General features: G+C 73.4%; 22 protein-coding genes. 21 read left to right on the forward strand and 1 reads right to left on the reverse strand.

Annotated features, from left to right (window positions below):
- The 10 genes from ACGFI9_RS28445 to nusB all read left to right on the forward strand — a co-directional run bounded on the left by ACGFI9_RS28445 (nt 1) and on the right by nusB (nt 9,348).
- Nucleotides 1–1,401: an O-antigen ligase family protein gene (locus ACGFI9_RS28445; RefSeq protein ID WP_393182824.1), complete on the forward strand. Its 1,401-nt coding sequence runs from the start codon at nt 1–3 to the stop codon at nt 1,399–1,401.
- Nucleotides 1,398–2,936 carry a lipopolysaccharide biosynthesis protein gene (locus tag ACGFI9_RS28450; protein ID WP_393182688.1) on the forward strand — a complete coding sequence of 513 codons (1,539 nt, stop codon included), beginning with the start codon at nt 1,398–1,400 and terminating at the stop codon, nt 2,934–2,936. Before ACGFI9_RS28445 ends, ACGFI9_RS28450 begins: the two co-directional genes overlap by 4 nt.
- 13 nt (nt 2,937–2,949) lie before the next feature.
- Nucleotides 2,950–3,843, forward strand: a complete 894-nt coding sequence (locus ACGFI9_RS28455) for a sulfotransferase domain-containing protein (protein ID WP_393182690.1) — start codon at nt 2,950–2,952, stop codon at nt 3,841–3,843.
- Nucleotides 3,844–3,908: 65 nt separating this feature from the next.
- Nucleotides 3,909–4,559: a methyltransferase domain-containing protein gene (locus ACGFI9_RS28460; protein WP_393182826.1), complete on the forward strand. Its 651-nt coding sequence runs from the start codon at nt 3,909–3,911 to the stop codon at nt 4,557–4,559.
- Between the two features lie 97 nt (nt 4,560–4,656).
- The gene (gene aroC / locus ACGFI9_RS28465; protein ID WP_393182692.1) at nt 4,657–5,835 is read left to right on the forward strand and encodes a chorismate synthase; all 1,179 of its coding nucleotides are present in this window, start codon (nt 4,657–4,659) and stop codon (nt 5,833–5,835) included.
- Nucleotides 5,836–5,890: 55 nt separating this feature from the next.
- Complete coding sequence (locus ACGFI9_RS28470; protein WP_393182694.1) at nt 5,891–6,400, forward strand: shikimate kinase; 510 nt, start codon at nt 5,891–5,893, stop codon at nt 6,398–6,400.
- Between the two features lie 17 nt (nt 6,401–6,417).
- Entirely contained in the window at nt 6,418–7,494 is a 1,077-nt protein-coding gene (aroB, locus tag ACGFI9_RS28475; protein WP_393182696.1) for a 3-dehydroquinate synthase, read from the forward strand.
- Nucleotides 7,491–7,937: a type II 3-dehydroquinate dehydratase gene (gene aroQ, locus ACGFI9_RS28480; RefSeq protein ID WP_393182698.1), complete on the forward strand. Its 447-nt coding sequence runs from the start codon at nt 7,491–7,493 to the stop codon at nt 7,935–7,937. The genes aroB and aroQ overlap by 4 nt, the downstream gene beginning before the upstream one ends.
- A gap of 419 nt (nt 7,938–8,356) precedes the next feature.
- Nucleotides 8,357–8,914, forward strand: coding sequence for an elongation factor P (efp, locus tag ACGFI9_RS28485; protein ID WP_393182700.1), 558 nt, complete (start codon nt 8,357–8,359; stop codon nt 8,912–8,914).
- Nucleotides 8,915–8,937: 23 nt separating this feature from the next.
- The gene (nusB, locus tag ACGFI9_RS28490) at nt 8,938–9,348 is read left to right on the forward strand and encodes a transcription antitermination factor NusB (RefSeq protein ID WP_265008862.1); all 411 of its coding nucleotides are present in this window, start codon (nt 8,938–8,940) and stop codon (nt 9,346–9,348) included.
- 73 nt (nt 9,349–9,421) lie between these two features.
- Here nusB and ACGFI9_RS28495 read toward each other — a convergent pair whose 3' ends face one another.
- Nucleotides 9,422–9,910 (reverse strand): transcriptional regulator, encoded by a 489-nt coding sequence (locus tag ACGFI9_RS28495; protein WP_013285505.1) that lies wholly within the window; start codon nt 9,908–9,910, stop codon nt 9,422–9,424.
- 284 nt (nt 9,911–10,194) lie between these two features.
- Between ACGFI9_RS28495 and pyrR the strand changes: the two genes are divergently transcribed.
- The 11 genes from pyrR (at nt 10,195) to rpoZ (ending at nt 22,267) form a co-directional block, all read left to right on the forward strand.
- Nucleotides 10,195–10,779: a bifunctional pyr operon transcriptional regulator/uracil phosphoribosyltransferase PyrR gene (pyrR, locus tag ACGFI9_RS28500; protein ID WP_393182702.1), complete on the forward strand. Its 585-nt coding sequence runs from the start codon at nt 10,195–10,197 to the stop codon at nt 10,777–10,779.
- Nucleotides 10,776–11,702 (forward strand): aspartate carbamoyltransferase catalytic subunit, encoded by a 927-nt coding sequence (locus ACGFI9_RS28505; protein ID WP_393182704.1) that lies wholly within the window; start codon nt 10,776–10,778, stop codon nt 11,700–11,702. Before pyrR ends, ACGFI9_RS28505 begins: the two co-directional genes overlap by 4 nt.
- Nucleotides 11,699–12,976 carry a dihydroorotase gene (locus ACGFI9_RS28510; protein WP_393182706.1) on the forward strand — a complete coding sequence of 426 codons (1,278 nt, stop codon included), beginning with the start codon at nt 11,699–11,701 and terminating at the stop codon, nt 12,974–12,976. Before ACGFI9_RS28505 ends, ACGFI9_RS28510 begins: the two co-directional genes overlap by 4 nt.
- The gene (gene carA / locus ACGFI9_RS28515; protein ID WP_393182708.1) at nt 12,973–14,115 is read left to right on the forward strand and encodes a glutamine-hydrolyzing carbamoyl-phosphate synthase small subunit; all 1,143 of its coding nucleotides are present in this window, start codon (nt 12,973–12,975) and stop codon (nt 14,113–14,115) included. The genes ACGFI9_RS28510 and carA overlap by 4 nt, the downstream gene beginning before the upstream one ends.
- Nucleotides 14,108–17,455 carry a carbamoyl-phosphate synthase large subunit gene (carB, locus tag ACGFI9_RS28520; protein WP_393182710.1) on the forward strand — a complete coding sequence of 1,116 codons (3,348 nt, stop codon included), beginning with the start codon at nt 14,108–14,110 and terminating at the stop codon, nt 17,453–17,455. The genes carA and carB overlap by 8 nt, the downstream gene beginning before the upstream one ends.
- A gap of 97 nt (nt 17,456–17,552) precedes the next feature.
- Nucleotides 17,553–18,569 (forward strand): quinone-dependent dihydroorotate dehydrogenase, encoded by a 1,017-nt coding sequence (locus tag ACGFI9_RS28525; RefSeq protein ID WP_393182712.1) that lies wholly within the window; start codon nt 17,553–17,555, stop codon nt 18,567–18,569.
- 92 nt (nt 18,570–18,661) lie between these two features.
- Nucleotides 18,662–19,936 (forward strand): adenosylmethionine--8-amino-7-oxononanoate transaminase, encoded by a 1,275-nt coding sequence (locus ACGFI9_RS28530; RefSeq protein ID WP_393182713.1) that lies wholly within the window; start codon nt 18,662–18,664, stop codon nt 19,934–19,936.
- A gap of 126 nt (nt 19,937–20,062) precedes the next feature.
- Nucleotides 20,063–20,899: an orotidine-5'-phosphate decarboxylase gene (gene pyrF, locus ACGFI9_RS28535; protein ID WP_393182715.1), complete on the forward strand. Its 837-nt coding sequence runs from the start codon at nt 20,063–20,065 to the stop codon at nt 20,897–20,899.
- Nucleotides 20,900–21,078: 179 nt separating this feature from the next.
- Nucleotides 21,079–21,396 (forward strand): integration host factor, actinobacterial type, encoded by a 318-nt coding sequence (gene mihF, locus ACGFI9_RS28540; protein ID WP_046564635.1) that lies wholly within the window; start codon nt 21,079–21,081, stop codon nt 21,394–21,396.
- A 26-nt stretch (nt 21,397–21,422) separates the two neighbouring features.
- Complete coding sequence (locus ACGFI9_RS28545; RefSeq protein WP_393182717.1) at nt 21,423–21,956, forward strand: guanylate kinase; 534 nt, start codon at nt 21,423–21,425, stop codon at nt 21,954–21,956.
- Between the two features lie 44 nt (nt 21,957–22,000).
- Entirely contained in the window at nt 22,001–22,267 is a 267-nt protein-coding gene (gene rpoZ, locus ACGFI9_RS28550) for a DNA-directed RNA polymerase subunit omega (protein ID WP_013285517.1), read from the forward strand.
- Nucleotides 22,268–22,269 lie beyond the last annotated feature (2 nt).

Below are 22,269 nucleotides of genomic sequence, written 5' to 3' on the forward strand. Positions count from 1 at the left end.
ATGTTCGCGCTGGTGCCGCTCTGGTGGGCGCTCGGCGCGTTCTACCTTGGCTGGTCGGTGTTCGGCGTTGCCCTGCTCGCCCTGCTGGTGACCCGGGGCCGGGTCCCGCTGCCCGCCGGCACCGCCTGCTGGCTGGTCTTCCTGATCCTGGTGCTGCTCAGCGCCACCCGGTTGGACCGGGCCACCGCGTACCTCACCTTCGGGCTGCGCTACGGCTTCCTGGTGACCGCCCTGGTGGTCTGCGTGTACGTCTACACCCTGGTCCGGGAGGGCACCCCCTGGGACCGGGTGCTGCGCCCGCTCGGCTGGTACTGGCTGGGCGTCGTGGCGTTGGGCTGGCTGGCCGTGCTGATGCCCACCCTCGCCCTGACCACGCCGGTGGAGCTGGCCCTGCCCGGCGGGGTGGCCGGCGAGCGGTACATCCAGGCGCTGACCCACGTCCACGCCAACGAGTTCAACTCGCTGTCCCGGGCGCCGATCTACCGCACCGCCGCCCCGTACCCGTACACCAACAACTGGGGGACGGCGTACGCGCTGCTGGTCCCGTGCGTGCTGGCGTACCTGACGTCGGTGCGGACCGGGCGGTTCCGGGCGGCGCTGTGGGTGTCGCTGCCGCTGTCGGTGGTGCCGGCGTTCCTGACGCTGAACCGGGGCATGTTCCTCGGCCTCGGCGCCGGGCTGCTGTACCTGGCGCTGCGCGCCCTGGTCCGGGGCAACGCGCGGCTGATCCTGTCCATCGGCGGGCTGGTCCTGCTGGTCTGGGTCGTCAGCCTGGTCGTCCCGGTGCAGGAGATGATCAACGCGCGGGTCAGCAGCACCGACACCAACGTCGACCGGATGGACCTGTACGTGCGTACCTGGCAGGCGGTGGAACGGTCGCCGCTGCTCGGCTACGGCGCGCCGAAGAGCGTCGACACCACCCTCGCGGAGGAGCCGCTGGGCACCCAGGGACTGGTCTGGCAGATTCTCTACAGCCACGGCATCCCGGCGCTGCTGGTCTTCCTGGCCTGGCTGGTGCTGGTCGCCCGGCGGCTGGCCGCCGCGGTCTCGCCGGCCGGGCACTGGCTGAGCACGGTGCCGGTGATCGCGCTGGTGGTCATCCCGGTCTACGCCTACATCGACCCGAACCTGTCGCTGATCTTCTTCGCGGTCGGGGCCGGGCTGGCGGCCGTCGCCGGGCCGGTGAACCGGGCCGCGCTCGGCCCGTCCCGCCTGGCCCGGCCGGCGCCGCTGGCGCCGTGGCGGATCCGGGGCTTCGGCCGGGCCGCCGTGCCGGACCGCCCGCCCGGCGCGACGACCGGCGTCGCGGCCGTCCCGCTGCGCACCGCCGCCGTGGACCGCCCGCCCGCCGCGCCGCAGCCGCCGTCGACGGATACGACGCCGGGGGAGGGGACGACATGACCGTCTCGGGTACGCCGATCGTGGCGACCGCCACCAGCGGCGAGCGGGAGGTACGCCGCAGCACCCGCAGCGGGATGATCGGCCTGGCCGGGGCGGCCGTCAACGGACTGCTCGGCTTCGTGCTGACCGTGGTGATCGTCCGGGGGCTCGGGCCGGCCGGCTCCGGCGCCATGTTCACCGCCATCGGCGTGGTGGCCATCATGGGCGTGCTCTGCGGCGCCGGCGCGGACACCGCGCTGGTCTGGGCGCTGCCCCGGCGTACCCCCGGTCGGGACGGCGACGCGGCCCGGCTGCTGCCGGTGGCGCTGGGGCCGGCGCTGCTGTTCAGCGTCGCCGTGGCGGCGACCGGCGTCGCGCTCTCCGGAGCGCTCGCCCCGGTGCTCTTCGATCCCGGCACCACCGACGGGGACGACCTGCTCCGGCTGGCCTTCGCCGGGCTGCCGTTCGTGGTGGCGATGACCGTGCTGCTCGCCGCGGTCCGGGCGGTCCGCCCGGTCGCCGCGCTGGTGGCGGTCCAGTACGTGCTGGTGCCGGCCGCCCGCCCGGCGCTGGTGGCCGCCGCGCTGGTCGCCGGCGCCGGGGTGACCGTCGCCTTCGCCGGCTGGCTCACCCCGGTGGCCCTGGCCGTGCTGGCCTGCGTGGCGTTGCTGGTCCGCCCGCTCGGCCTGGGGCCCGGGGCGGCGCTGCGCCCGGCGCGGGCGGACTGGCGCACCTTCTGGGGCTTCGCCCTGCCCCGGGCCGCGTCCGCGACCATCGACGCCAGCAGCATGTGGCTGACCGTGCTGCTCACCGCGGCCCTCGCCGACCAGGCCGAGGCCGGGGTGATCGGCGCGGTCGGCCGGTACGCGCTGGCCGGCCTGCTCGTCATGCAGGGCCTGCGGGTGGCCGTCGCGCCGCAACTGTCCCGGCTGCTCGGGCAGGGCCGGACCGTCGAGGCGGCGGCGGTCTACCGGCGGATCACCGCGGTGATCATCGCGCTGTCCTGGCCCGGGTACCTGCTGCTGGCCGTCTTCGCGCCCGGCTTCCTGCGGCTGTTCGGGGCGGAGTTCACCGCCGGGAGCGGGGCCATGGCGGTCCTCGCCGGGGCGATGCTGGTCAACTCCGGCACCGGCATCGTGCAGACCCTGCTGTTGATGAGCGGCAGCAGCGGCCGGCACCTGCTGGCCGCGGCCACCGGCCTGGTGCTCAACGTGGGGCTGGCCCTGCTGCTGATCCCGCCGCACGGCGCGCTCGGCGCCGCCGTGGCCTGGACCGTCGGCATCGTGGCGGAGAACCTCATCGCCACCGCCGCCGCCCGCCGGATGGTCGGCGAGCCGCTGGTCACCCGTACCGTGCTGCGGGCCGCGGTGTTGGCCGCCGCCGGCACCGCCGTGGTGGCCGGCGCGGGCGCGGCCGTCGCCGGCCGCGACGTGGCCGGGCTGCTCCTCACCCTGGGGGTCGCGGCGCTGCTCGCCGTCGCGCTGCTGCTGCATCCCCGGGTACGCCGACGGGCGCGGGCGGCCGTGCCCACCCTGCCGGGACGGGGACCGCGATGACGAGGAGGACGCGATGACGACGCTGCGGGACCGGGTCAAGGCGCTGGTGCCGGCGCCGGTGCTGACCGGGGTGCGCGAGTCCCTGGTGCGGTACGGGGAACGCACCAGCGACCGGCGGCCGCTGCCGGACTTCCTCATCATCGGCACCAAGCGCGGCGGCACCACCTCGCTCTGGCGCTACCTGCTGGAGCACCCGCTGGTGCCCCGGCTCTTCCCGGCCTGGAACACCAAGACCTCGCACTACTTCGAGGACACCTTCGCCCGGGGCGAGGCGTGGTACCGGTCGCACTTCCCCACGCGACGGCAGCGGGAGGCCCTGGAGCGCCGGCACGGCGGGCCGACCCGGGTGGGCGAGGCGGCGCCGCTGTACATGTTCCATCCCCTGGCCCCGGGCCGGGTCGCCGACCTGATCCCGGCGGTGAAGCTGATCGTCCTGCTGCGCGACCCGGTGGAGCGGGCGTACTCGCACTGGAAGGAGCGGCGGACCGAGGGGGTGGAGTCGCTGGGCTTCGCCGAGGCCCTGGCCGCCGAGGAGGAGCGGACGGCGGGGGAGCGGGAGAAGCTGATCGCCGACCCGACGTACGTCAGCACCGCCTACGACTGGTACAGCTACCGGGCCCGGGGCCGCTACCTGGAGCACCTGACGCCCTGGCTGGACCGGTTCGACCGGGCGCAGGTGCTGATCCTGCCCAGCGAGATGCTCTACCGGGAGCCGGCCGCCAGCTACGCCCGGGTGCTGGAGTTCCTCGGCCTGCCGCCGTACCGGCTCGACCGGTACGAGGTGTTCAACGACCGGCGCAGCAGCGCCATGGACCCGGCGGTCCGGGACGAGCTGACCCGGTACTACGCGCCGCACAACCAGGCCCTCGCCGACCGGCTGGGCATGACCTTCAACTGGGGGAGCTGACCGTGGCGAGCGGGACCCGCACCACCGACGAGCACACCGCGACCCGCCGCGACCGCCGGGGGTCCCTGCACGCGCTGCGGTTCCGCCTGGTCGACGCCCCGGACTCGTACGGGGCGAAACGCCGGGCGAAGCGGGCGCGCTGGCTGTCGGAGACCTTCCCCGACCTGGCCGAGATGTCCGTGCTGGACCTCGGTGGCCGGCTGGGCAGCTGGACGAAGGTGCCGGTCCGCCCGAAGCACGTGCACGTGGTCAACCTGGAGCCGCTGCCGGCGGAGCTGCCCGACTGGGCCGAGGCGGACCACGCCGACGCCTGCGAGCTGCCACCGGCCATCCTGAACCGCCGCTACGACCTGGTGTTCAGCAACAGCGTGCTGGAGCACGTGGGCGGCCACGAGCGACGCCGCCGGATGGCCGAGGCGATCCGGGAGCTGGCCCCGCGGCACTGGGTGCAGACCCCGTACCGGTACTTCCCGGTGGAGCCGCACTGGGTGGCGCCGGGCATGCAGTTCCTGCCGGTGCCGGCCCGGGTGGCGGTGGCCCGGAAGTGGCCGCTGGCCTACACCCCGGGCAAGTCCTGGGAGGCGGCGATGAAGCAGGTGCTGACCACCGAGCTGATCGGCCGGGCGGAGCTGCGCTACCTGTTCCCCGACTCGACGATCCGGGCGGAGCGGATGCTCGGCCTGACCAAGTCCATCATCGCGGTCCGGACGGCCTGACCGGCCCCTGCCTCGCCCTGCGGACGGCCGTGTCCGCAGGGCGGGACGGGACGGGCGGCGCATCGGGGCGGCCACCGGGCGTGACAGACTGACCGCTGTGTTGCGCTGGTTGACCGCAGGTGAATCGCACGGACCCGCCCTCGTCGCGCTGCTGGAGGGGGTGCCCGCCGGCATCGCGCTGACCACCGGGGAGATCGCCGGTGAGCTGGCCCGGCGCCGGCTCGGCTACGGCCGGGGCGCCCGGATGTCGTTCGAGCAGGACGAGGTCGAGATCATCGGTGGTCTCCGGCACGGGCTGACCATCGGCAGCCCGGTGGCGATCCGGGTGGGCAACTCGGAGTGGCCCAAGTGGCAGACCGTGATGGCCGCCGACCCGGTCGACCCGGAGGAGCTGGCCGGGCAGGCCCGCAACGCCCCGCTCACCCGGCCGCGACCGGGCCACGCCGACCTGGCCGGCATGCAGAAGTACGGCCACACCGACGCCCGGCCGATCCTGGAGCGCGCCAGCGCCCGGGAGACGGCCGCCCGGGTCGCCGTCGGCACGGTGGCCAAGGCCCTGGTCAAGCAGGCCCTGGGCATCGAGATCGTCTCGCACGTGGTGGAGCTGGGTCCGGTGGCGGCGAAGCCGGGCCTGCGGCCGACCCCGGAGGACGCCGCCCGGATCGACGCCGACCCGCTGCGCTGCCTCGACCCGGAGGCCAGCGCCCGGATGGTCGCCGAGGTCGACGCCGCGAAGAAGGCCGCCGACACCCTCGGCGGCGTGGTCGAGGTGCTCGCGTACGGGGTGCCGCCGGGCCTGGGCAGCCACGTGCAGTGGGACCGCAAGCTCGACGCCCGGCTGGCCACCGCGCTGATGTCCATCCAGGCCATCAAGGGGGTGGAGATCGGCGACGGCTGGCAGCAGGCCCGCTCCCGGGGCTCCGCCGCGCACGACGAGATCATCCCGACCGCCACCGGCGTCCGCCGGGTGACCGACCGGGCCGGTGGCCTGGAGGGCGGCATCACCACCGGCGAGCCGCTGCGGGTGAAGGCGGCGATGAAGCCGATCTCCTCGCTGAACCGGGCGCTGGCCACCGTCGACGTCATCACCGGCGAGCCGGCCACCGCGATCAACCAGCGGTCGGACGTCTGCGCGGTGCCGGCGGCGGCGGTGGTCGCCGAGGCCATGGTCGCCCTGGTGCTCGCCGAGGCGGCGGTGGAGAAGTTCGGCGGCGACTCGGTCACCGAGATGCGCCGCAACCTCAGCGGCTACCTCGAAAGCCTGGTGATCCGGTGAGCGCGAGGAACGCAGCGGAGCGGAGTCCCGCAGTCGCGAACGAAGGGTGGCTCAGATGAGCACCCGGCCGGTCTGCGTGCTGGTCGGGGCGCCCGGCTCCGGCAAGACCACGGTGGGGCAGGCGCTGGCCGAGGCGCTCGGCGTCGAGTTCCGGGACACCGACGCGGACATCGAGGCGCTCGCCGGCAAGCCGATCCCGGAGATCTTCGTGGACGAGGGGGAGGAGCACTTCCGTACCCTCGAACGGGCGGCGGTGGCGGCGGCGCTGGCCTCGCACGCCGGGGTGCTCGCCCTCGGCGGCGGCGCCGTCCTCGCCGAGGAGAACCGCGCCGCGCTGATCGGGCACACCGTCGTACACCTGTCGGTGGAGCTGCCCGACGCGGTCAAGCGGGTCGGCCTGGGCGCCGGCCGGCCGCTGCTGGCGCTCAACCCACGGGCCACCCTCAAGCACCTGATGGACCAGCGCCGCCCGCTCTACGCCGAGGTGGCGACCGCGACCGTGGTCACCGACGGGCGTACCCCGGAGGAGCTGGCCACCGAGATCGCCGCCCTGCTCAAGCCCTGACCCGCCACGGAGTGGACATGGACGAGGTGACCCGGATCCCGGTCGGCGGCGAACGGCCGTACGACGTGCTGGTGGGACGTGACCTGCTCGACCCGCCGCCCCGGCTGCTGCCCGACGCCGAGCGGGTGGCCATCCTGCACGCGCCCCCGCTGAAGGCCCTGGCCGAGGGGCTCGCCGAGCGGGTCCGCGCGGCCGGGGTGACGCCGCTGCTGATCGAGGTGCCGGACGCCGAGGCGGGCAAGCACATCGACGTGGCCGCGGCCTGCTGGGACCGGCTCGGCGAGGCGGGCTTCACCCGTACCGACGCGGTGGTCGGGGTGGGCGGGGGCGCGGTCACCGACCTGGCCGGCTTCGTCGCGGCCTGCTGGCTGCGTGGGGTGCGCTGGGTGCCGGTGGCGACCTCGCTGCTCGGCATGGTCGACGCGGCCGTGGGTGGCAAGACCGGGATCAACACGGCGGCCGGCAAGAACCTGGTCGGCGCCTTCCACCCGCCGGCCGGGGTGATCTGCGACCTGGCGACCCTGGACAGCCTGCCCGCGGCCGACCTGGCCGCCGGCATGGCCGAGGTGGTCAAGTGCGGGTTCATCGCCGACCCGGCGATCCTCGACCTGGTCGAGCGGGACCCGGCCGCGGCGCTGGACCCGACCGGGCCGGTGGCCCGGGAGCTGATCGAGCGGGCCGTGCGGGTGAAGGCGGAGGTGGTCTCCGGGGACCTGCGCGAGTCGGGGGTACGCGAGGTGCTCAACTACGGGCACACCCTGGCCCACGCGATCGAGAAGGTCGAGGGCTACCGCTGGCGGCACGGGCACGCGGTGGCGGTGGGGCTGGTCTACGCGGCCACCCTGGCCCGGCTGGCCGGCCGACTCGACCCGGCCACCGCCGAGCGGCACCGCACCGCGGTCGCCGCGCTCGGCCTGCCGACCGGCTACCGGGCGGACGCCTGGCCGGAGCTGCTGGCCGCGATGCGGGTGGACAAGAAGGCCCGGGGGAGCCGGCTGCGGTTCGTGGTGCTGGACGGCCTGGCCCGCCCGGCGATCCTGGACGGCCCCTCCGACGAGCTGCTGCACGAGGCGTACCGGGAGATCAGCGCATGAGGGTGTACGTGCTCAACGGGCCGAACCTGGGCCGGCTCGGCACTCGCCAGGTCGACGTGTACGGGCTGACCAGCTACGCCGACCTGGCGCAGATGTGCGTGGACACCGGCCGGGAGCTGGGGCTGGACGTGGTGGTCCGGCAGACCGACGCGGAGCACGAGCTGCTCGGCTGGCTGCACGAGGCGGCCGACGAGGGCGCGGCGGTGGTGCTCAACCCGGCTGCCTGGTCGCACTACTCGATCGCGGTGCGGGACGCCTGCGCGCTGCTCCGCGGTCCGCTGGTCGAGGTGCACATCTCCAACATCCACGCCCGGGAGGAGTTCCGGCACCACTCGGTGGTCTCCGCGGTGGCCACCGGGGTGATCTGCGGCCTCGGCGTGGACGGCTACCGGCTGGCCCTGCACCACCTGGCCGGCCGCCGGGCTGAGCCGGCTCCGGACTGAGCCCGCGGTGGGCTGAGCCGGCGGTGGGGACCGGCGGCCGCGATGGCCACTCTCCGTGCTCTCACTTCTCGTAGCTCTGCGTGATGGTGCCGGCTGGCCGGTGCGGGTGCACGCCGCCGCCTTTGCTCTGCAGCCATCCGCGCATCACCCCACTGAGCTGCTGGGATGTGATTCTCGTCGGCCGGCTGCGGAGGCGGATCTGGTCGCGGACGGTGACTGCTGCGCCGGTGGCTGCAGAGCAAAGGCGGCCATGGTGGGTGTCGGAGGCCACACCAGCCGTTACTCTCTGTGATGTTTGGCACGTCAGCGGCGCGGGGCCCCGGTACGCCGGCCGCCCCGGCCCGCAGCACGGCGGACCCGGTTCGACACAGCTAGTAGACTTTCCAGGTCTGTCCGCCAATTGATGATCAAGGCAGGAAATGGCCACCACCAACGACCTCAAGAACGGCCTGGTACTCAACCTCGACGGCGAGCTGTGGTCCGTCGTCGAGTTCCAGCACGTCAAGCCCGGTAAGGGCGGCGCCTTCGTGCGTACCACGCTGAAGAACGTGCTGTCCGGCAAGGTGGTCGACAAGACCTTCAACGCGGGCACCAAGGTCGAGACCGCGACCGTCGACAAGCGCACCATGCAGTACCTCTACGCCGACGGCGAGGACTTCGTCTTCATGGACCTGGAGACGTTCGACCAGATCACCGTCCCCGGCGGCACCGTCGGCGAGGCGGCCAACTACCTCCTCCCGGAGGCCGAGGCGACCGTCGCCACCCACGAGGGCGTGCCGCTCTACATCGAGCTGCCCACCTCGGTGGTGCTCGAGGTCACCTACACCGAGCCGGGCCTGCAGGGCGACCGCTCGACCGGCGGCAACAAGCCGGCCACCGTCGAGACCGGCGCGACCGTGCCGGTGCCGCTCTTCATCACCACCGGCGAGAAGATCAAGGTCGACACCCGCGACGGCCGTTACCTCGGCCGAGCCTGATGGCCGAGGGTCCCAAGCAGCAGATGCCGGCGCGCCGCAAGGCGCGCAAGCGGGCGCTGGACGTGCTCTTCGAGGCCGACCTGCGGGACCGGCCCCCGGTCGAGGTGCTCGCCGGCTACATCGAGCGGATCGAGAAGCCCCGCCCGGAGCACCTGGGCTACGCGGTCGGCCTGGTCGAGGGCGTCGCGGCGCACCTGGACCGGATCGACGAGGTGATCGCCAGCTACGCCGAGGGCTGGACGCTGGACCGGATGCCGGTGGTCGACCGCAACCTCGCCCGGATCGCCGTGTACGAGCTGCTCTACGTCGACGAGATCGACGACGCGGTGGCGATCAGCGAGGCCGTCGAGCTGGCCCGCCAGATGTCGACCGACGATTCCCCGCGCTTCCTCAACGGCCTGCTCGGCCGGATCGCCGAGTACGCCACCCGCTGAGGTCACGGCAGTACGACAGACACCGAGGGCCCGTGCCGGACGGCACGGGCCCTCGGTGTGCGACAGCGGTCGGTCAGGACGCGAAGAACGCCCGCGGGTCGGCGACCAGCACACCGTGCTCGGTGAGCCGCTCGATCAGGCCCGACGGCGAGGCGTCGTAGACGATGGCCAGGGCGCGCAGGTCGTCGGCGCGGATGGAGAGCACCCGGCCGTTGTAGTCGCCGCGCTGCTGCTGGATGGCGCGGGCGTACCGGGCGACGTAGGCGAGGTCCTCGGAGGCCTCGTCGTAGAGCCGCTCCAGGTCCAGCACGATCTTGCTGGTGGGCTCGTGGCGCACCCCGCTGCCGTCGGGCAGCAGCTCCGAGACGGGAACGCGGTAGAAGTCGGCCAGCTCCGCCAGGCGGGACACGGTGACGGCCCGGTCGCCACGCTCGTACGAGCCGACCACCACGGCCTTCCACCGCCCGTTCGACTTCTCCTCCACCCCCTGCAGGGACAGGCCCTGCTGCTGGCGGATGGAGCGCAGGCGGGCGCCCAGCGACTTGGCGTATTCAGAGGGCATTCGGACACTCCCAGTGCTGCTCGGGGTTCTCCCAGCTATCGCTACGGAGCGTGACGGTACGGGGATTGCGACACGCGGTCAAGTGTTCGAGAGGGCCGGGTGTGGAAGCACGCGAGGCTTGTCCACATTTCTCCACCCTGATCGGGGGGTCAGTACCGGCGGCGGTTGGCCCGGTGACCGCTGGTAACGTGGCGTGAAGCCCCGGTCCGGGCCCCACGGGGCCCGCCCGGTCATCCAGACGTCCTTTAACGACCCGTCCCGTGAGGCGGGGAAGGAGGTCCGCCGTGGCCTACCCACCGGCTGCCCACTCGTCGCCGCCGCGACAACCCTCGGTGAAGGTGATCCTCGCCGCCGCCGACGTGTCGCGGGTGGTCGACCGCATCGCCCACCAGATCCTGGAGAAGACCCAGGGCGCCGCCGACACCGTGCTGCTCGGCATCCCCACCCGGGGCGTGCCCCTGGCCCGGCGGCTCGCCGCCCGGATCGCCACCTTCGAGGACGTCACCGTCCCGGTCGGCGTGCTCGACATCACCCTCTACCGCGACGACCTGCGCCGGCACGCCACCCGCGCGGTCGGCCCGACCGACCTGCCGGCCGACGGGATCGACGGCCGGCGGGTGATCCTCGTCGACGACGTGCTCTTCTCCGGCCGCACCGTGCGGGCCGCGCTGGACGCGCTCAGCGACGTGGGCCGCCCGGCCTCCGTGCAGCTCGCCGTCCTGGTCGACCGCGGCCACCGCCAGCTGCCGATCCGCGCCGACTACGTCGGCAAGAACATCCCGACCGCGCTCGCCGAGAGCGTCAAGGTCACCCTCGCCGAGACCGACGGTGCCGACGAGGTCAAGCTGTACGGGGGGACCCCCTCATGATCAGGCACCTGCTCTCCGGGGCCGACCTGGACGCGGCCACCGCCACCCAGATCCTGGACACCACCGCCGAGATGGCCACCGTCGCCGGCCGCGAGGTCAAGAAGCTCCCCGCCCTGCGCGGCCGGACCGTGGTCAACCTCTTCTACGAGGACTCCACCCGGACCCGGATCTCGTTCGAGGCGGCCGCCAAGCGGCTCAGCGCCGACGTGATCAACTTCTCGGCCAAGGGCTCCAGCGTGGCCAAGGGCGAGAGCCTGAAGGACACCGCGCTCACCCTCCAGGCCATGGGCGCCGACGCGGTGGTCGTCCGGCACCCCGCCTCCGGCGCCCCGCACCGGCTGGCCAACTGGGTCGACGGGTCCGTGGTCAACGCCGGCGACGGCACCCACGAACACCCCACCCAGGCGCTGCTCGACGCGTACACGATGCGCTCCCGGCTGGGCCGGCTCGCCGGCCTGCACGTGGCGATCGTCGGTGACGTGCTGCACTCCCGGGTGGCCCGCTCCAACGTGCTGCTGCTCTCCACCCTGGGCGCCAAGGTCACCCTGGTCGGCCCGCCCACGCTCATCCCGGTGGATATCGCCGCCGCGCTCGCGCCGGGCACCGACGTCTCGTACGACCTCGACGCCGTTCTTCCCGGTGTGGACGTGGTGATGATGCTGCGGGTGCAGCGGGAGCGGATGAACGACTCCTACTTCCCCTCGGCCCGCGAGTACGCCCGCCGCTACGGCCTCGACGGCCCGCGCATGCGCCGGCTGCCCGAGCACGCGATCGTCATGCACCCCGGCCCGATGAACCGGGGCATGGAGATCACGCCCGAGGTGGCCGACTCGCCCCGCTCCACCATCGTCGAACAGGTCGCCAACGGGGTCTCCGTGCGGATGGCCGTCCTCTACCTGCTGCTCGGAGGGAACAACCGGTGACCGCGTACCTCATCAAGAACGTCAGCGTGGTCGGCGCCGCGCCGGCCGACCTGCTGCTCCGCGACGGCGTCGTGGCCGAGACCGGCGCGGGGCTCACCGCGCCGGACGCCACCGTCATCGACGGCACCGGCCTGGTCGCCCTGCCCGGCCTGGTCGACCTGCACACCCACCTGCGTGAGCCCGGCCGGGAGGACGCCGAGACGGTCGAGTCCGGATCCCGGGCCGCCGCGCTCGGCGGCTACACCGCGGTCTGCGCGATGGCGAACACCTCGCCGGTGGCCGACACCGCCGGCGTGGTCGAGCAGGTCTGGCGGCTCGGCCGGGAGGCCGGGCTGGTCGACGTGCAGCCGATCGGCGCGGTCACCGTCGGCCTGGCCGGCGAGCAGCTGGCCGAGCTCGGCGCGATGGCCGACTCGGCGGCCCGGGTGCGGATCTTCTCCGACGACGGGCACTGCGTCGCCGACCCGAAGCTGATGCGCCGGGCGCTGGAGTACGTCAAGGCGTTCGACGGGGTCGTCGCCCAGCACGCCGAGGAGCCCCGGCTCACCGAGGGCGCGCAGATGCACGAGGGCGAGGTCTCCACCCGGCTCGGGCTGACCGGCTGGCCGGCGGTCGCCGAGGAGGCGATCATCGCCCGGGACGTGCTGCTGGCCGAGCACGTCGGCAGCCGGCTGCACATCTGCCACGTCTCCACGGCCGGCAGCGTGGCGGTGCTGCGCCACGCCAAGGCGCGCGGCGTGCAGGTGACCGCCGAGGTGACCCCGCACCACCTGCTGCTCACCGACGAGAAGGCGGAGACCTACGACCCGGTCTACAAGGTCAACCCGCCGCTGCGGACCGCGAGCGACATCGCCGCGCTCCGGGCGGCCCTGGCCGAGGGCGTGATCGACATCATCGCCACCGACCACGCCCCGCACGCCGTGGAGGACAAGGAGTGCGAGTGGGCGTACGCCCGGCCGGGCATGCTCGGCCTGGAGACGGCGCTCTCCATCGCGCTGGACGTGCTCGGCCCGCAGTGGGACCTGATCGCCGAGCGGATGTCCCGCACCCCGGCCCGGATCGCCGGGCTGGACGGGCACGGCCTCGACCCGGCCCCCGGCGTGCCGGCCAACCTGACCCTGGTCGACCCGGCCGCCCGCCGCGTCATCGAACCGGCGGAGCTGGCCAGCCGCAGTCGCAACACCCCGTACGCCCGCATGACGCTGCCGGGTCGCATCGTGGCGACCTTCCTGCGCGGCGAGCCGACGGTCCTGGACGGAAAGGCTGTTAAGTGAAGAGGCGTCCTGCGATTCTCGTCCTCGAGGACGGGCGCACGTTCCACGGCGAGGCGTACGGCAGCGTCGGGGAGACCTTCGGTGAGGCGGTCTTCAACACCGGCATGACCGGTTATCAGGAGACCCTGACCGACCCCTCGTACCACCGCCAGGTGGTGGTGCAGACCGCGCCGCACATCGGCAACACCGGCGTCAACGCCGAGGACGACGAGTCCGGCCGGATCTGGGTCGCCGGGTACGTGGTCCGCGACCCGGCCCGGATCGGCTCCAACTGGCGCGCCACCGGCGGCCTGGAGGACCGGCTCGCCGCCGAGGGCGTGGTCGGCATCAGCGGCGTCGACACCCGGGCGCTCACCCGGCACCTGCGGGAGCGGGGCGCCATGCGGGTCGGCATCTCCAGCGTCGACGACGACCCGCGCGCCCTCCTGGACCGGGTCCGCCGGTCGCCCCAGATGGTCGGCGCGGACCTCTCCGCCGAGGTGACCACCGCCAAGCCGTACGTGGTCGAGGCGCAGGGCCCGCACCGGTTCACCGTCGCGGCGCTGGACCTGGGCATCAAGCGCAACGTGCCGCGCCGGCTCGCCGCCCGCGGCGTCACCACCCACGTGCTGCCCGCCGGCTCCACCATCGAGGACCTGCTCGCCACCGGCGCGGACGCGGTCTTCTTCTCGCCCGGCCCGGGCGACCCGGCGACCGCCCACGGCCCGGTGGCCCTGGCCCGGGAGGTGCTCGGCCGGCGGATCCCGCTGTTCGGCATCTGCTTCGGCAGCCAGATCCTCGGCCGGGCGCTCGGCTTCGGCACCTACAAGCTGGGGTACGGCCACCGCGGCATCAACCAGCCGGTGCTCGACCGGGCCACCGGCAAGGTCGAGGTGACCAGCCACAACCACGGCTTCGCGGTGCAGGTGCCGGGCGCGCAGGCCGGGGCGGTCGTCCCCGACCAGGTGATCGACACCGAGTTCGGCGGCGTCCAGGTGTCCCATGTCTGCCTCAATGACAACGTGGTCGAGGGGCTGCGGGCCAAGGACGTGCCCGCCTTCACCGTCCAGTACCACCCGGAGGCGGCGGCCGGCCCGCACGACGCGGACTACCTGTTCGACCGTTTCGCCGAGCTCATCGAAGGCGGAAAGAATGCCTAAGCGGACCGACCTCAAGCACGTCCTGGTGATCGGCTCCGGGCCGATCGTGATCGGGCAGGCCTGCGAGTTCGACTACTCCGGCACCCAGGCCTGCCGGGTGCTGCGCAGCGAGGGGATCCGGGTCAGCCTGGTCAACTCCAACCCGGCGACGATCATGACGGACCCGGAGTTCGCCGACGCCACGTACGTCGAGCCGATCACCCCCGAGTTCGTCGAGCTGGTCATCGCCAAGGAGCGCCCCGACGCGCTGCTGCCCACCCTCGGCGGGCAGACCGCGCTGAACACCGCCGTCGCCCTGCACGAGGCCGGCGTGCTGGAGAAGTACGGCGTCGAGCTGATCGGCGCCAACATCGAGGCGATCAACCGGGGCGAGGACCGGCAACTGTTCAAGGACATCGTGGCCAAGGCCGGCGTACGCCTGGGCCTGGACGACCCGTCCTCGCTGGTGCCGCGCTCCCGGGTCTGCCACTCCATGGAGGAGGTCCAGCAGACCGTCGCCGAGCTGGGCCTGCCGGTGGTGATCCGGCCGTCGTTCACCATGGGCGGCCTCGGCTCCGGCATGGCACACACCGAGGAGGACCTGGCGCGGATCGCCGGCGCCGGCCTGGCCGCCAGCCCGGTGCACGAGGTGCTCATCGAGGAGAGCGTGCTCGGCTGGAAGGAGTACGAGCTCGAACTCATGCGCGACCGCCACGACAACGTGGTGGTCGTCTGCTCGATCGAGAACGTCGACCCGATGGGCGTGCACACCGGCGACAGCGTCACCGTCGCCCCGGCGATGACCCTCACCGACCGGGAGTACCAGCGGCTGCGCGACCTGGGCATCGCCGTGCTGCGCGAGGTCGGGGTGGACACCGGCGGCTGCAACATCCAGTTCGCGGTGAACCCGGCCGACGGCCGGATCGTCGTGATCGAGATGAACCCCCGGGTGTCCCGCTCCTCGGCCCTCGCGTCGAAGGCCACCGGCTTCCCGATCGCCAAGATCGCCGCGAAGCTGGCCATCGGCTACACCCTGGACGAGATCCCCAACGACATCACCCTGAAGACCCCGGCGGCGTTCGAGCCGACCCTGGACTACGTGGTGGTGAAGATCCCCCGGTTCGCGTTCGAGAAGTTCCCCGGCGCGGACCCGGAGCTGACCACCACCATGAAGTCGGTGGGCGAGGCGATGAGCCTCGGCCGCAACTTCACCGAGGCGCTGAACAAGGCGATGCGCTCGATGGAAACCAAATCATCGGGTTTCTGGACCACCCCGGACCCGGAGGGGGCAACCAGGGAGAACACCCTCGCCGCGCTGCGCGTGCCGCACGACGGCCGGCTCTACACCGTCGAGCGGGCGCTGCGCCTGGGCGCCTCGATCGCCGAGGTGGCCGAGGCGTCCGGCGGCATGGACCCCTGGTTCCTGGACCAGATCGCCGCGCTGGTCGAGCTGCGGGCCGAGATCGTCGACGCCCCGGTGCTCGACGCCGACCTGCTGCGCCGGGCCAAGCGGGCCGGCCTCTCCGACCGGCAGCTCGCCGCGCTCCGCCCCGAGCTGGCGGCCGAGGACGGTGTCCGCACCCTGCGCCACCGGCTCGGCGTCCGCCCGGTCTACAAGACCGTGGACACCTGCGCGGCCGAGTTCGAGGCCACCACGCCCTACCACTACTCGACGTACGACCAGGAGACCGAGGTCGCGCCCTCGGCACGCCCCAAGGTGATCATCCTGGGCTCCGGGCCGAACCGGATCGGCCAGGGCATCGAGTTCGACTACTCCTGCGTGCACGCGGTCATGGCCCTGCGGGAGGTGGGCTACGAGACGGTGATGGTCAACTGCAACCCGGAGACCGTCTCCACCGACTACGACACCGCCGACCGGCTCTACTTCGAGCCGCTGACCTTCGAGGACGTCCTCGAGGTGTGGCACACCGAGGACTCCTCCGGCAAGGCGGCCGGCGGGCCCGGCGTGGTCGGGGTGATCGTGCAGCTCGGCGGCCAGACCCCGCTCGGCCTGGCGCAGCGGCTGAAGAACGCCGGCGTGCCGGTGGTCGGCACCTCGCCGGAGTCGATCCACCTCGCCGAGGAGCGGGGCGCCTTCGGCGCGGTGCTGGCCCGGGCCGGGCTGCGCGCGCCGGCGCACGGCATGGCCACCTCGTACGACGAGGCGAAGGCGATCGCCGACGAGATCGGGTACCCGGTGCTGGTCCGCCCGTCGTACGTGCTCGGCGGGCGGGGCATGGAGATCGTCTACGACGACGCCACGCTGCGCGACTACATCGGCCGGGCCACCGACATCTCGCCCGACCACCCGGTGCTGGTGGACCGCTTCCTCGACGACGCCATCGAGATCGACGTGGATGCCCTGGTCGACGCCGACGGCGACGTCTACCTCGGCGGGGTGATGGAGCACATCGAGGAGGCCGGCATCCACTCCGGCGACTCGTCCTGCGCGCTGCCGCCGATCACCCTGGCCGGCTCCCACCTGGCGCAGGTCCGCCGCTACACCGAGGCGATCGCCCGGGGCGTCGGGGTGAAGGGCCTGCTCAACGTCCAGTACGCGCTCCAGGGCGACATGCTCTACGTGCTGGAGGCGAACCCGCGTGCCTCCCGGACCGTGCCGTTCGTCTCCAAGGCGACCGCGGTGCCGCTGGCCAAGGCGGCCGCCCGGATCGCGCTCGGCGCCACCATCGCCGAGCTGCGCGCCGAGGGGATGCTGCCGCCCACCGGGGACGGCGGCACCATGCCGGCCGACGCCCCGATCGCGGTCAAGGAGGCGGTGCTGCCGTTCAAGCGGTTCCGCACCCCGTCCGGCAAGGGCATCGACGTCCTGCTGGGCCCGGAGATGAAGTCCACCGGCGAGGTGATGGGCATCGACACCGGCTTCGGTCAGGCCTTCGCCAAGTCGCAGGCCGCCGCGTACGGCTCGCTGCCCACCGCCGGCAAGATCTTCGTCTCGGTCGCCAACCGGGACAAGCGCGGCATGATCTTCCCGATCAAGCGCCTCGCCGACCTGGGCTTCGAGATCGTCGCCACCACCGGCACCTCCGAGGTGCTGCGCCGGCACGGCATCGCCTGCGAGCAGATCCGCAAGCACTACGAGTCGGGCGAGGGCGAGGACGCGGTCTCGCTGATCCTAGGCGGCGACGTGGCCCTGGTGGTGAACACTCCGCAGGGCTCCGGCGCGAGCGCCCGCTCCGACGGCTACGAGATCCGCAGCGCCGCGGTGACCGCCGACATCCCCTGCGTCACCACGGTGCCCGGCGCCGCCGCGGCGGTCATGGGCATCGAGGCGAGGATCCGCGGCGACCTCCAGGTCCGCCCCCTCCAGGACCTCCACGCCGCCCTGCGGGCCGGCGAGTGACCGCCCCGCTTGCGTCGATCATGAAGGTGTCGCCCGCCGCCCCGGCGGGTCGCGGCAACACCTTCATGATCGACGGGGCCGGCCGTGGAGGCGTGGCGTGATCTTCGAGAAGGTGGTGCGGCCGGGGCTGTTCCGGATCGGGGGCGGGGACGCCGAGGCGGCGCACGAGTGGACCCTCGACCGGCTGGCCGCGGTGTCGCGGCGGCCGGCCGTGCTGGCGGCGCTGCGCGCCCGGTACTTCCGGTCCGCGCCGCGCACCGTGTTCGGAGTGGACTTCCCGAACCCGGTCGGGCTGGCGGCCGGCATGGACAAGAACGGGGTCGCGCTGCCGGCCTGGCCGGCGCTCGGCTTCGGCTTCGTCGAGGTGGGCACCGTCACCGCGCACGCCCAGCCGGGCAACCCCCGGCCCCGGCTGTTCCGGTTGCGCGACAGCGAGGCCGTGGTCAACCGGATGGGCTTCAACAACGCCGGCGCCGAGGCCCTGGCCGCCCGGCTGGCGGTGTTGCCGCGCCCGCTCGGCGTACCGCTGGGCATCTCGCTCGGCAAGTCCAAGGTGACCCCGCTGGACGAGGCCGTCGCGGACTACCTGGCGTCCTACCGGGCGCTGCGGGAGCACGGCGACTACTTCGCGGTCAACGTGTCCTCACCGAACACTCCGGGCCTGCGGTCCCTTCAGGACCGGTCCCACCTGGACGCGCTGCTCGCGGCCCTGGTCGGGGAGAAGCCGGTGCTGGTGAAGATCGCCCCGGACCTCACCGAGCCGGCCATCGCCGAGCTGCTGGAGGTCTGCCTCGACCGCGGCGCGGCCGGGGTGATCGCCACCAACACCACCCTCGCCCGGGAGGGGCTCGCCCCGGCCGACGTGGCGCGGGGCGCGGAGACCGGTGGCCTCTCCGGGCGTCCGCTGGCCGGGCGGGCCCGCGAGGTGGTCGCCTTCGTCCACCGGGAGACCGGCGGCCGGCTGCCGGTGGTCGGGGTCGGCGGCCTCCTCGACCCGGACGACGCGGCCCGGATGTTCGACGCCGGCGCCAGCCTGGTCCAGCTCTACACCGGGTTCATCTACCGGGGCCCGGCCCTGGTCCGGTCGGTGGCCCGGGCGGCCGCCCGGCCCTGACCCACCGTCGGACGACGACTCCAGGTCGCGGCGCGGCGGCAGACGCGCCGAGCTGGAGTTGTCGAACCGCGAGGACACCACGAAGGAGAACCGTGACCCCTGAGGAGATCCTCGCCGCCGACCGGGCGCACGTCTGGCACCCGTACGCGGCGCTGCCGCCGGCCAGCCCGCCGTACGTGGTGGAGAGCGCCGCGGGCGTACGGCTGCGGCTGGCCGACGGCCGGGAGCTGGTCGACGGGATGTCGTCCTGGTGGGCGGCGATCCACGGCTACCGGCACCCGGTGCTGGACGCCGCCGTCACCGACCAGCTCGGCCGGATGAGCCACGTGATGTTCGGCGGCCTCACCCACGAACCGGCGGTACGCCTGGCCCGGACCCTGGTCGAGCTGGCCCCGGACGGCCTGGAGCACGTCTTCCTCGCCGACTCCGGCTCGGTCAGCGTCGAGGTGGCGGTGAAGATGTGCCTGCAGTGGCAGCGGGCCACCGGCCGGCCGGAACGCCGCCGGCTGGGCACCTGGCGGGGTGGCTACCACGGCGACACGTTCCACCCGATGAGCGTCTGCGACCCCGAGGGCGGCATGCACCACCTCTGGGGGGACGTGCTGCCCCGGCAGGTCTTCGCGCCGGTGCCGCCGGGCGGCTTCGACACCCCGCCGGACCCGGCGTACGAGGCGGCCCTGGTGGACGCGGTCGGGCGGCACGCCGACGAGCTGGCGGCGGTGATCGTGGAGCCGGTGGTCCAGGGGGCCGGCGGCATGCGCTTCCACCACCCGCACTACCTGCGGGTGCTGCGCGAGGTGACCCGGGCGCACGGCATCCTGCTGGTCTTCGACGAGATCGCCACCGGCTTCGGCCGCACCGGGACGATGTTCGCCGCCGAGCACGCCGGGGTCGCCCCGGACGTGCTCTGCGTCGGCAAGGCGCTCACCGGCGGGTACCTCACCCTGGCCGCCGCCCTGTGCACCGCCGAGGTGGCCCGGGGGATCTCCGCGGCCGGGGTGCTGGCCCACGGGCCGACCTTCATGGGCAACCCGCTGGCCTGCGCGGTCGCCAACGCCTCCCTGGGGCTGCTGACGGCCGGGGACTGGGCCGGGCAGGTGCGGAGGGTCTCCGCCGGCCTGCGGGCCGGTCTGGAGCCGCTGCGGGGCCTTCCCGGGGTGGCCGACGTCCGGGTGCTCGGCGCGATCGGCGTGGTCCAGCTCGACCACGAGGTGGACCTGCCCCGGGCGACCACCGCCGCCGTCGCGCAGGGTGTCTGGCTGCGGCCGTTCCGCGACCTGGTCTACACCATGCCGCCGTACGTGACCGACGAGGCCGACGTGGCGCGGATCGTGGCCGGCGTCGAGGCGGCGGTCAAGGCGGGCTGAGCCCCGCACCGGGCCCTGGCGGCCCGACGAGCCGGCCGCGGCCGGCGACCGGACGACAACGGGCGACGGCGTACCCGTCGCACACCGGCGCGGCGCGAGGCCGCGCCCAGGAGAGGGAGAGTCGCGATGGAGAGCTTCGGCGCCCGTCTGCACCGGGCCGTGACCGAGCGGGGACCGCTCTGCGTGGGCATCGACCCGCATCCCGGCCTGCTGGCCCGCTGGGGCCTGTCCGACGACGTCGCGGGCCTCGACCGGTTCAGCCGGACGGTGGTGGACGCGCTCGGTGACCGGGTCGCGGTGGTCAAGCCCCAGTCGGCCTTCTTCGAGCGCTTCGGGTCGAGGGGCGTAGGAATTCTTGAGTCAACTATCCGACAGTTGCGAGATTCTGGCGCGCTCGTTCTCCTCGACGTCAAGCGGGGTGACATCGGCTCGACGGTCAGCGCGTACGCCTCGGCGTACCTCGATCCATCCAGCACGCTGTATGTCGACGCGGTCACGGCGAGTCCCTACCTGGGAGTAGGTTCGCTCGCGCCGATGTTCGAGCTGGCCGCCGCGAACGGGGGCGGTGTCTTCGTCCTGGCGCTCACCTCCAACCCCGAGGGCGCCGCGGTGCAGCGGGCCGTGGCGGCCGACGGGCGGACCGTCGCGCAGACCGTCATCGACGAGATTTCCCAGCTCAACCGGGGTGCGGAGCCGCTCGGCAGCTTCGGTCTGGTGGTCGGCGCGACGATCGGTGACACCGGTCACGACCTCTCCGGCGTGCACGGTCCGCTGCTCGCTCCAGGGCTGGGCGCGCAGGGCGCCACGGCGGCCGACCTGCGCACCGTCTTCGGGTCCAGCCTCGGCTCGGTGCTGCCGTCGTACTCCCGGGAGGTGCTGAACGCCGGTCCCGACGTGGCCGCCCTGCGGGCCGCCGCCGAGCGGGCGCTGGCCGACTGCCGGGCCGCCCTGGCCGGCGCGTGACTGACTGACGGCTCGGTCACTTTACGTTGATCTTCGCGCGTCCACGTTGCCGAAAACTCCGTTGACCGCTAGTTTTCCCCGCGCTGGGAACCACGGACCCCTTTGGTTGCCAGCGTCACCACGTTTCACAGCAGCGACGGCGCGTCCCGCCCGTCGCATGAGGGACCTGAGGAGAACTGGTGCCGCTCCCGTCACTGACCCCCGAGCAGCGCGCTGCCGCGCTGGAGAAGGCCGCGGAGATCCGCAAGGCCCGTGCCAAGCTGAAGGAGGACCTCAAGCAGGGCAAGACCAGCCTCGCCACCGTCCTTGAGCAGGCCGAGTCCGACGACGTCGTCGGCAAGCTGAAGGTGTCGGCCGTGCTGCAGGCGATGCCGGGCATCGGCAAGATCCGGGCCACCCAGATCATGGAGAAGCTCAAGATCGCCGACAGCCGCCGCCTGCGCGGCCTGGGCGAGCAGCAGCGCAAGGCTCTGCTTGGAGAGTTCGCCGCCAACTGAGCGCCCCAGGCGTGTAGAAACAAGCGGTGAGCACGGATGACGAGGCGCGCCCGGCGGCTCGGCTCACTGTCCTGGCCGGACCTTCGGGGGACGGCCGGGAGAGTGTCGTCGAGCTGGTCCGGGCGCGCTTTCCGTCGGTGTGGCGGCCCGTGGCCGCCACCACCCGGTCCCGCTGCCCGGGCGAGGTGCCCGGGGTGGACCGGCTCTTCCTCGACCCGGCCGAGTTCGACCGGATGGTCGCGGCCGACGAGCTGCTGGAGTGGAGCCGGGTCGGGCCGTACCGGCGCGGGGTGCCGCGCGCGGGCGTCCGGTCCCGGCTCGCCGAGGGGCGGCCCGTGCTGCTCCCGCTCGACCTGCCCGGCGCGCTCGCCGTCCGGGCCGCCGTGCCGGACGCGCAGCTGGTGCTCCTCGCCCCGCCGGCGTACCGGCCGGACCCGGCGGTCGCGGCCGCCTTCGCACACGCCGTGCGGCACGACCGGACCGAGCGGGCGGCCGACGAGCTGGTAGGCTTGCTCGGTTCTTCCTTCCTGGCTCCGGCCCAACCGCGCCCGAGCGGTTGAGAGCCACCGCTTCCGGGCGGTGCACACAACGCAGAGGTTTATTCGTGGGATCCATCGCCACCAACCCCGAGGGCATCACCAACCCGCCGATCGACGAGCTCCTCGAGAAGACGACCTCGAAGTACGCGCTGGTGATCTTCGCCGCGAAGCGCGCGCGCCAGGTCAACGCCTACTACAGCCAGCTCGGCGAGGGCCTGCTGGAGTACGTGGGCCCGCTCGTGGAGACCACTCCCCAGGAGAAGCCGCTCTCCATCGCGATGCGCGAGATCAACGCCGGTCTGCTCACCGCCGAGCCGACCGACCAGCCGTAAGT

Source organism: Micromonospora sp. NPDC048930 (assembly GCF_043197935.1).
Lineage (GTDB): Bacteria > Actinomycetota > Actinomycetes > Mycobacteriales > Micromonosporaceae > Micromonospora.

Excerpts from the sequence above, each read along its gene's own strand:
- carB (WP_393182710.1), top strand. The coding sequence starts at position 14,108 with ATGCCTAAGCGGACCGACCTCAAGCACGTCCTGGTGATCGGCTCCGGG.
- ACGFI9_RS28455 (WP_393182690.1), top strand. The coding sequence starts at position 2,950 with ATGACGACGCTGCGGGACCGGGTCAAGGCGCTGGTGCCGGCGCCGGTG.
- ACGFI9_RS28470 (WP_393182694.1), top strand. The coding sequence starts at position 5,891 with ATGAGCACCCGGCCGGTCTGCGTGCTGGTCGGGGCGCCCGGCTCCGGC.
- ACGFI9_RS28450 (WP_393182688.1), top strand. The coding sequence starts at position 1,398 with ATGACCGTCTCGGGTACGCCGATCGTGGCGACCGCCACCAGCGGCGAG.
- nusB (WP_265008862.1), top strand. The coding sequence starts at position 8,938 with ATGCCGGCGCGCCGCAAGGCGCGCAAGCGGGCGCTGGACGTGCTCTTC.
- ACGFI9_RS28505 (WP_393182704.1), top strand. The coding sequence starts at position 10,776 with ATGATCAGGCACCTGCTCTCCGGGGCCGACCTGGACGCGGCCACCGCC.
- aroQ (WP_393182698.1), top strand. The coding sequence starts at position 7,491 with ATGAGGGTGTACGTGCTCAACGGGCCGAACCTGGGCCGGCTCGGCACT.
- ACGFI9_RS28495 (WP_013285505.1), bottom strand. The coding sequence starts at position 9,910 with ATGCCCTCTGAATACGCCAAGTCGCTGGGCGCCCGCCTGCGCTCCATC.
- efp (WP_393182700.1), top strand. The coding sequence starts at position 8,357 with ATGGCCACCACCAACGACCTCAAGAACGGCCTGGTACTCAACCTCGAC.
- pyrF (WP_393182715.1), top strand. The coding sequence starts at position 20,063 with ATGGAGAGCTTCGGCGCCCGTCTGCACCGGGCCGTGACCGAGCGGGGA.
- aroB (WP_393182696.1), top strand. The coding sequence starts at position 6,418 with ATGGACGAGGTGACCCGGATCCCGGTCGGCGGCGAACGGCCGTACGAC.
- ACGFI9_RS28445 (WP_393182824.1), top strand. The coding sequence starts at position 1 with ATGTTCGCGCTGGTGCCGCTCTGGTGGGCGCTCGGCGCGTTCTACCTT.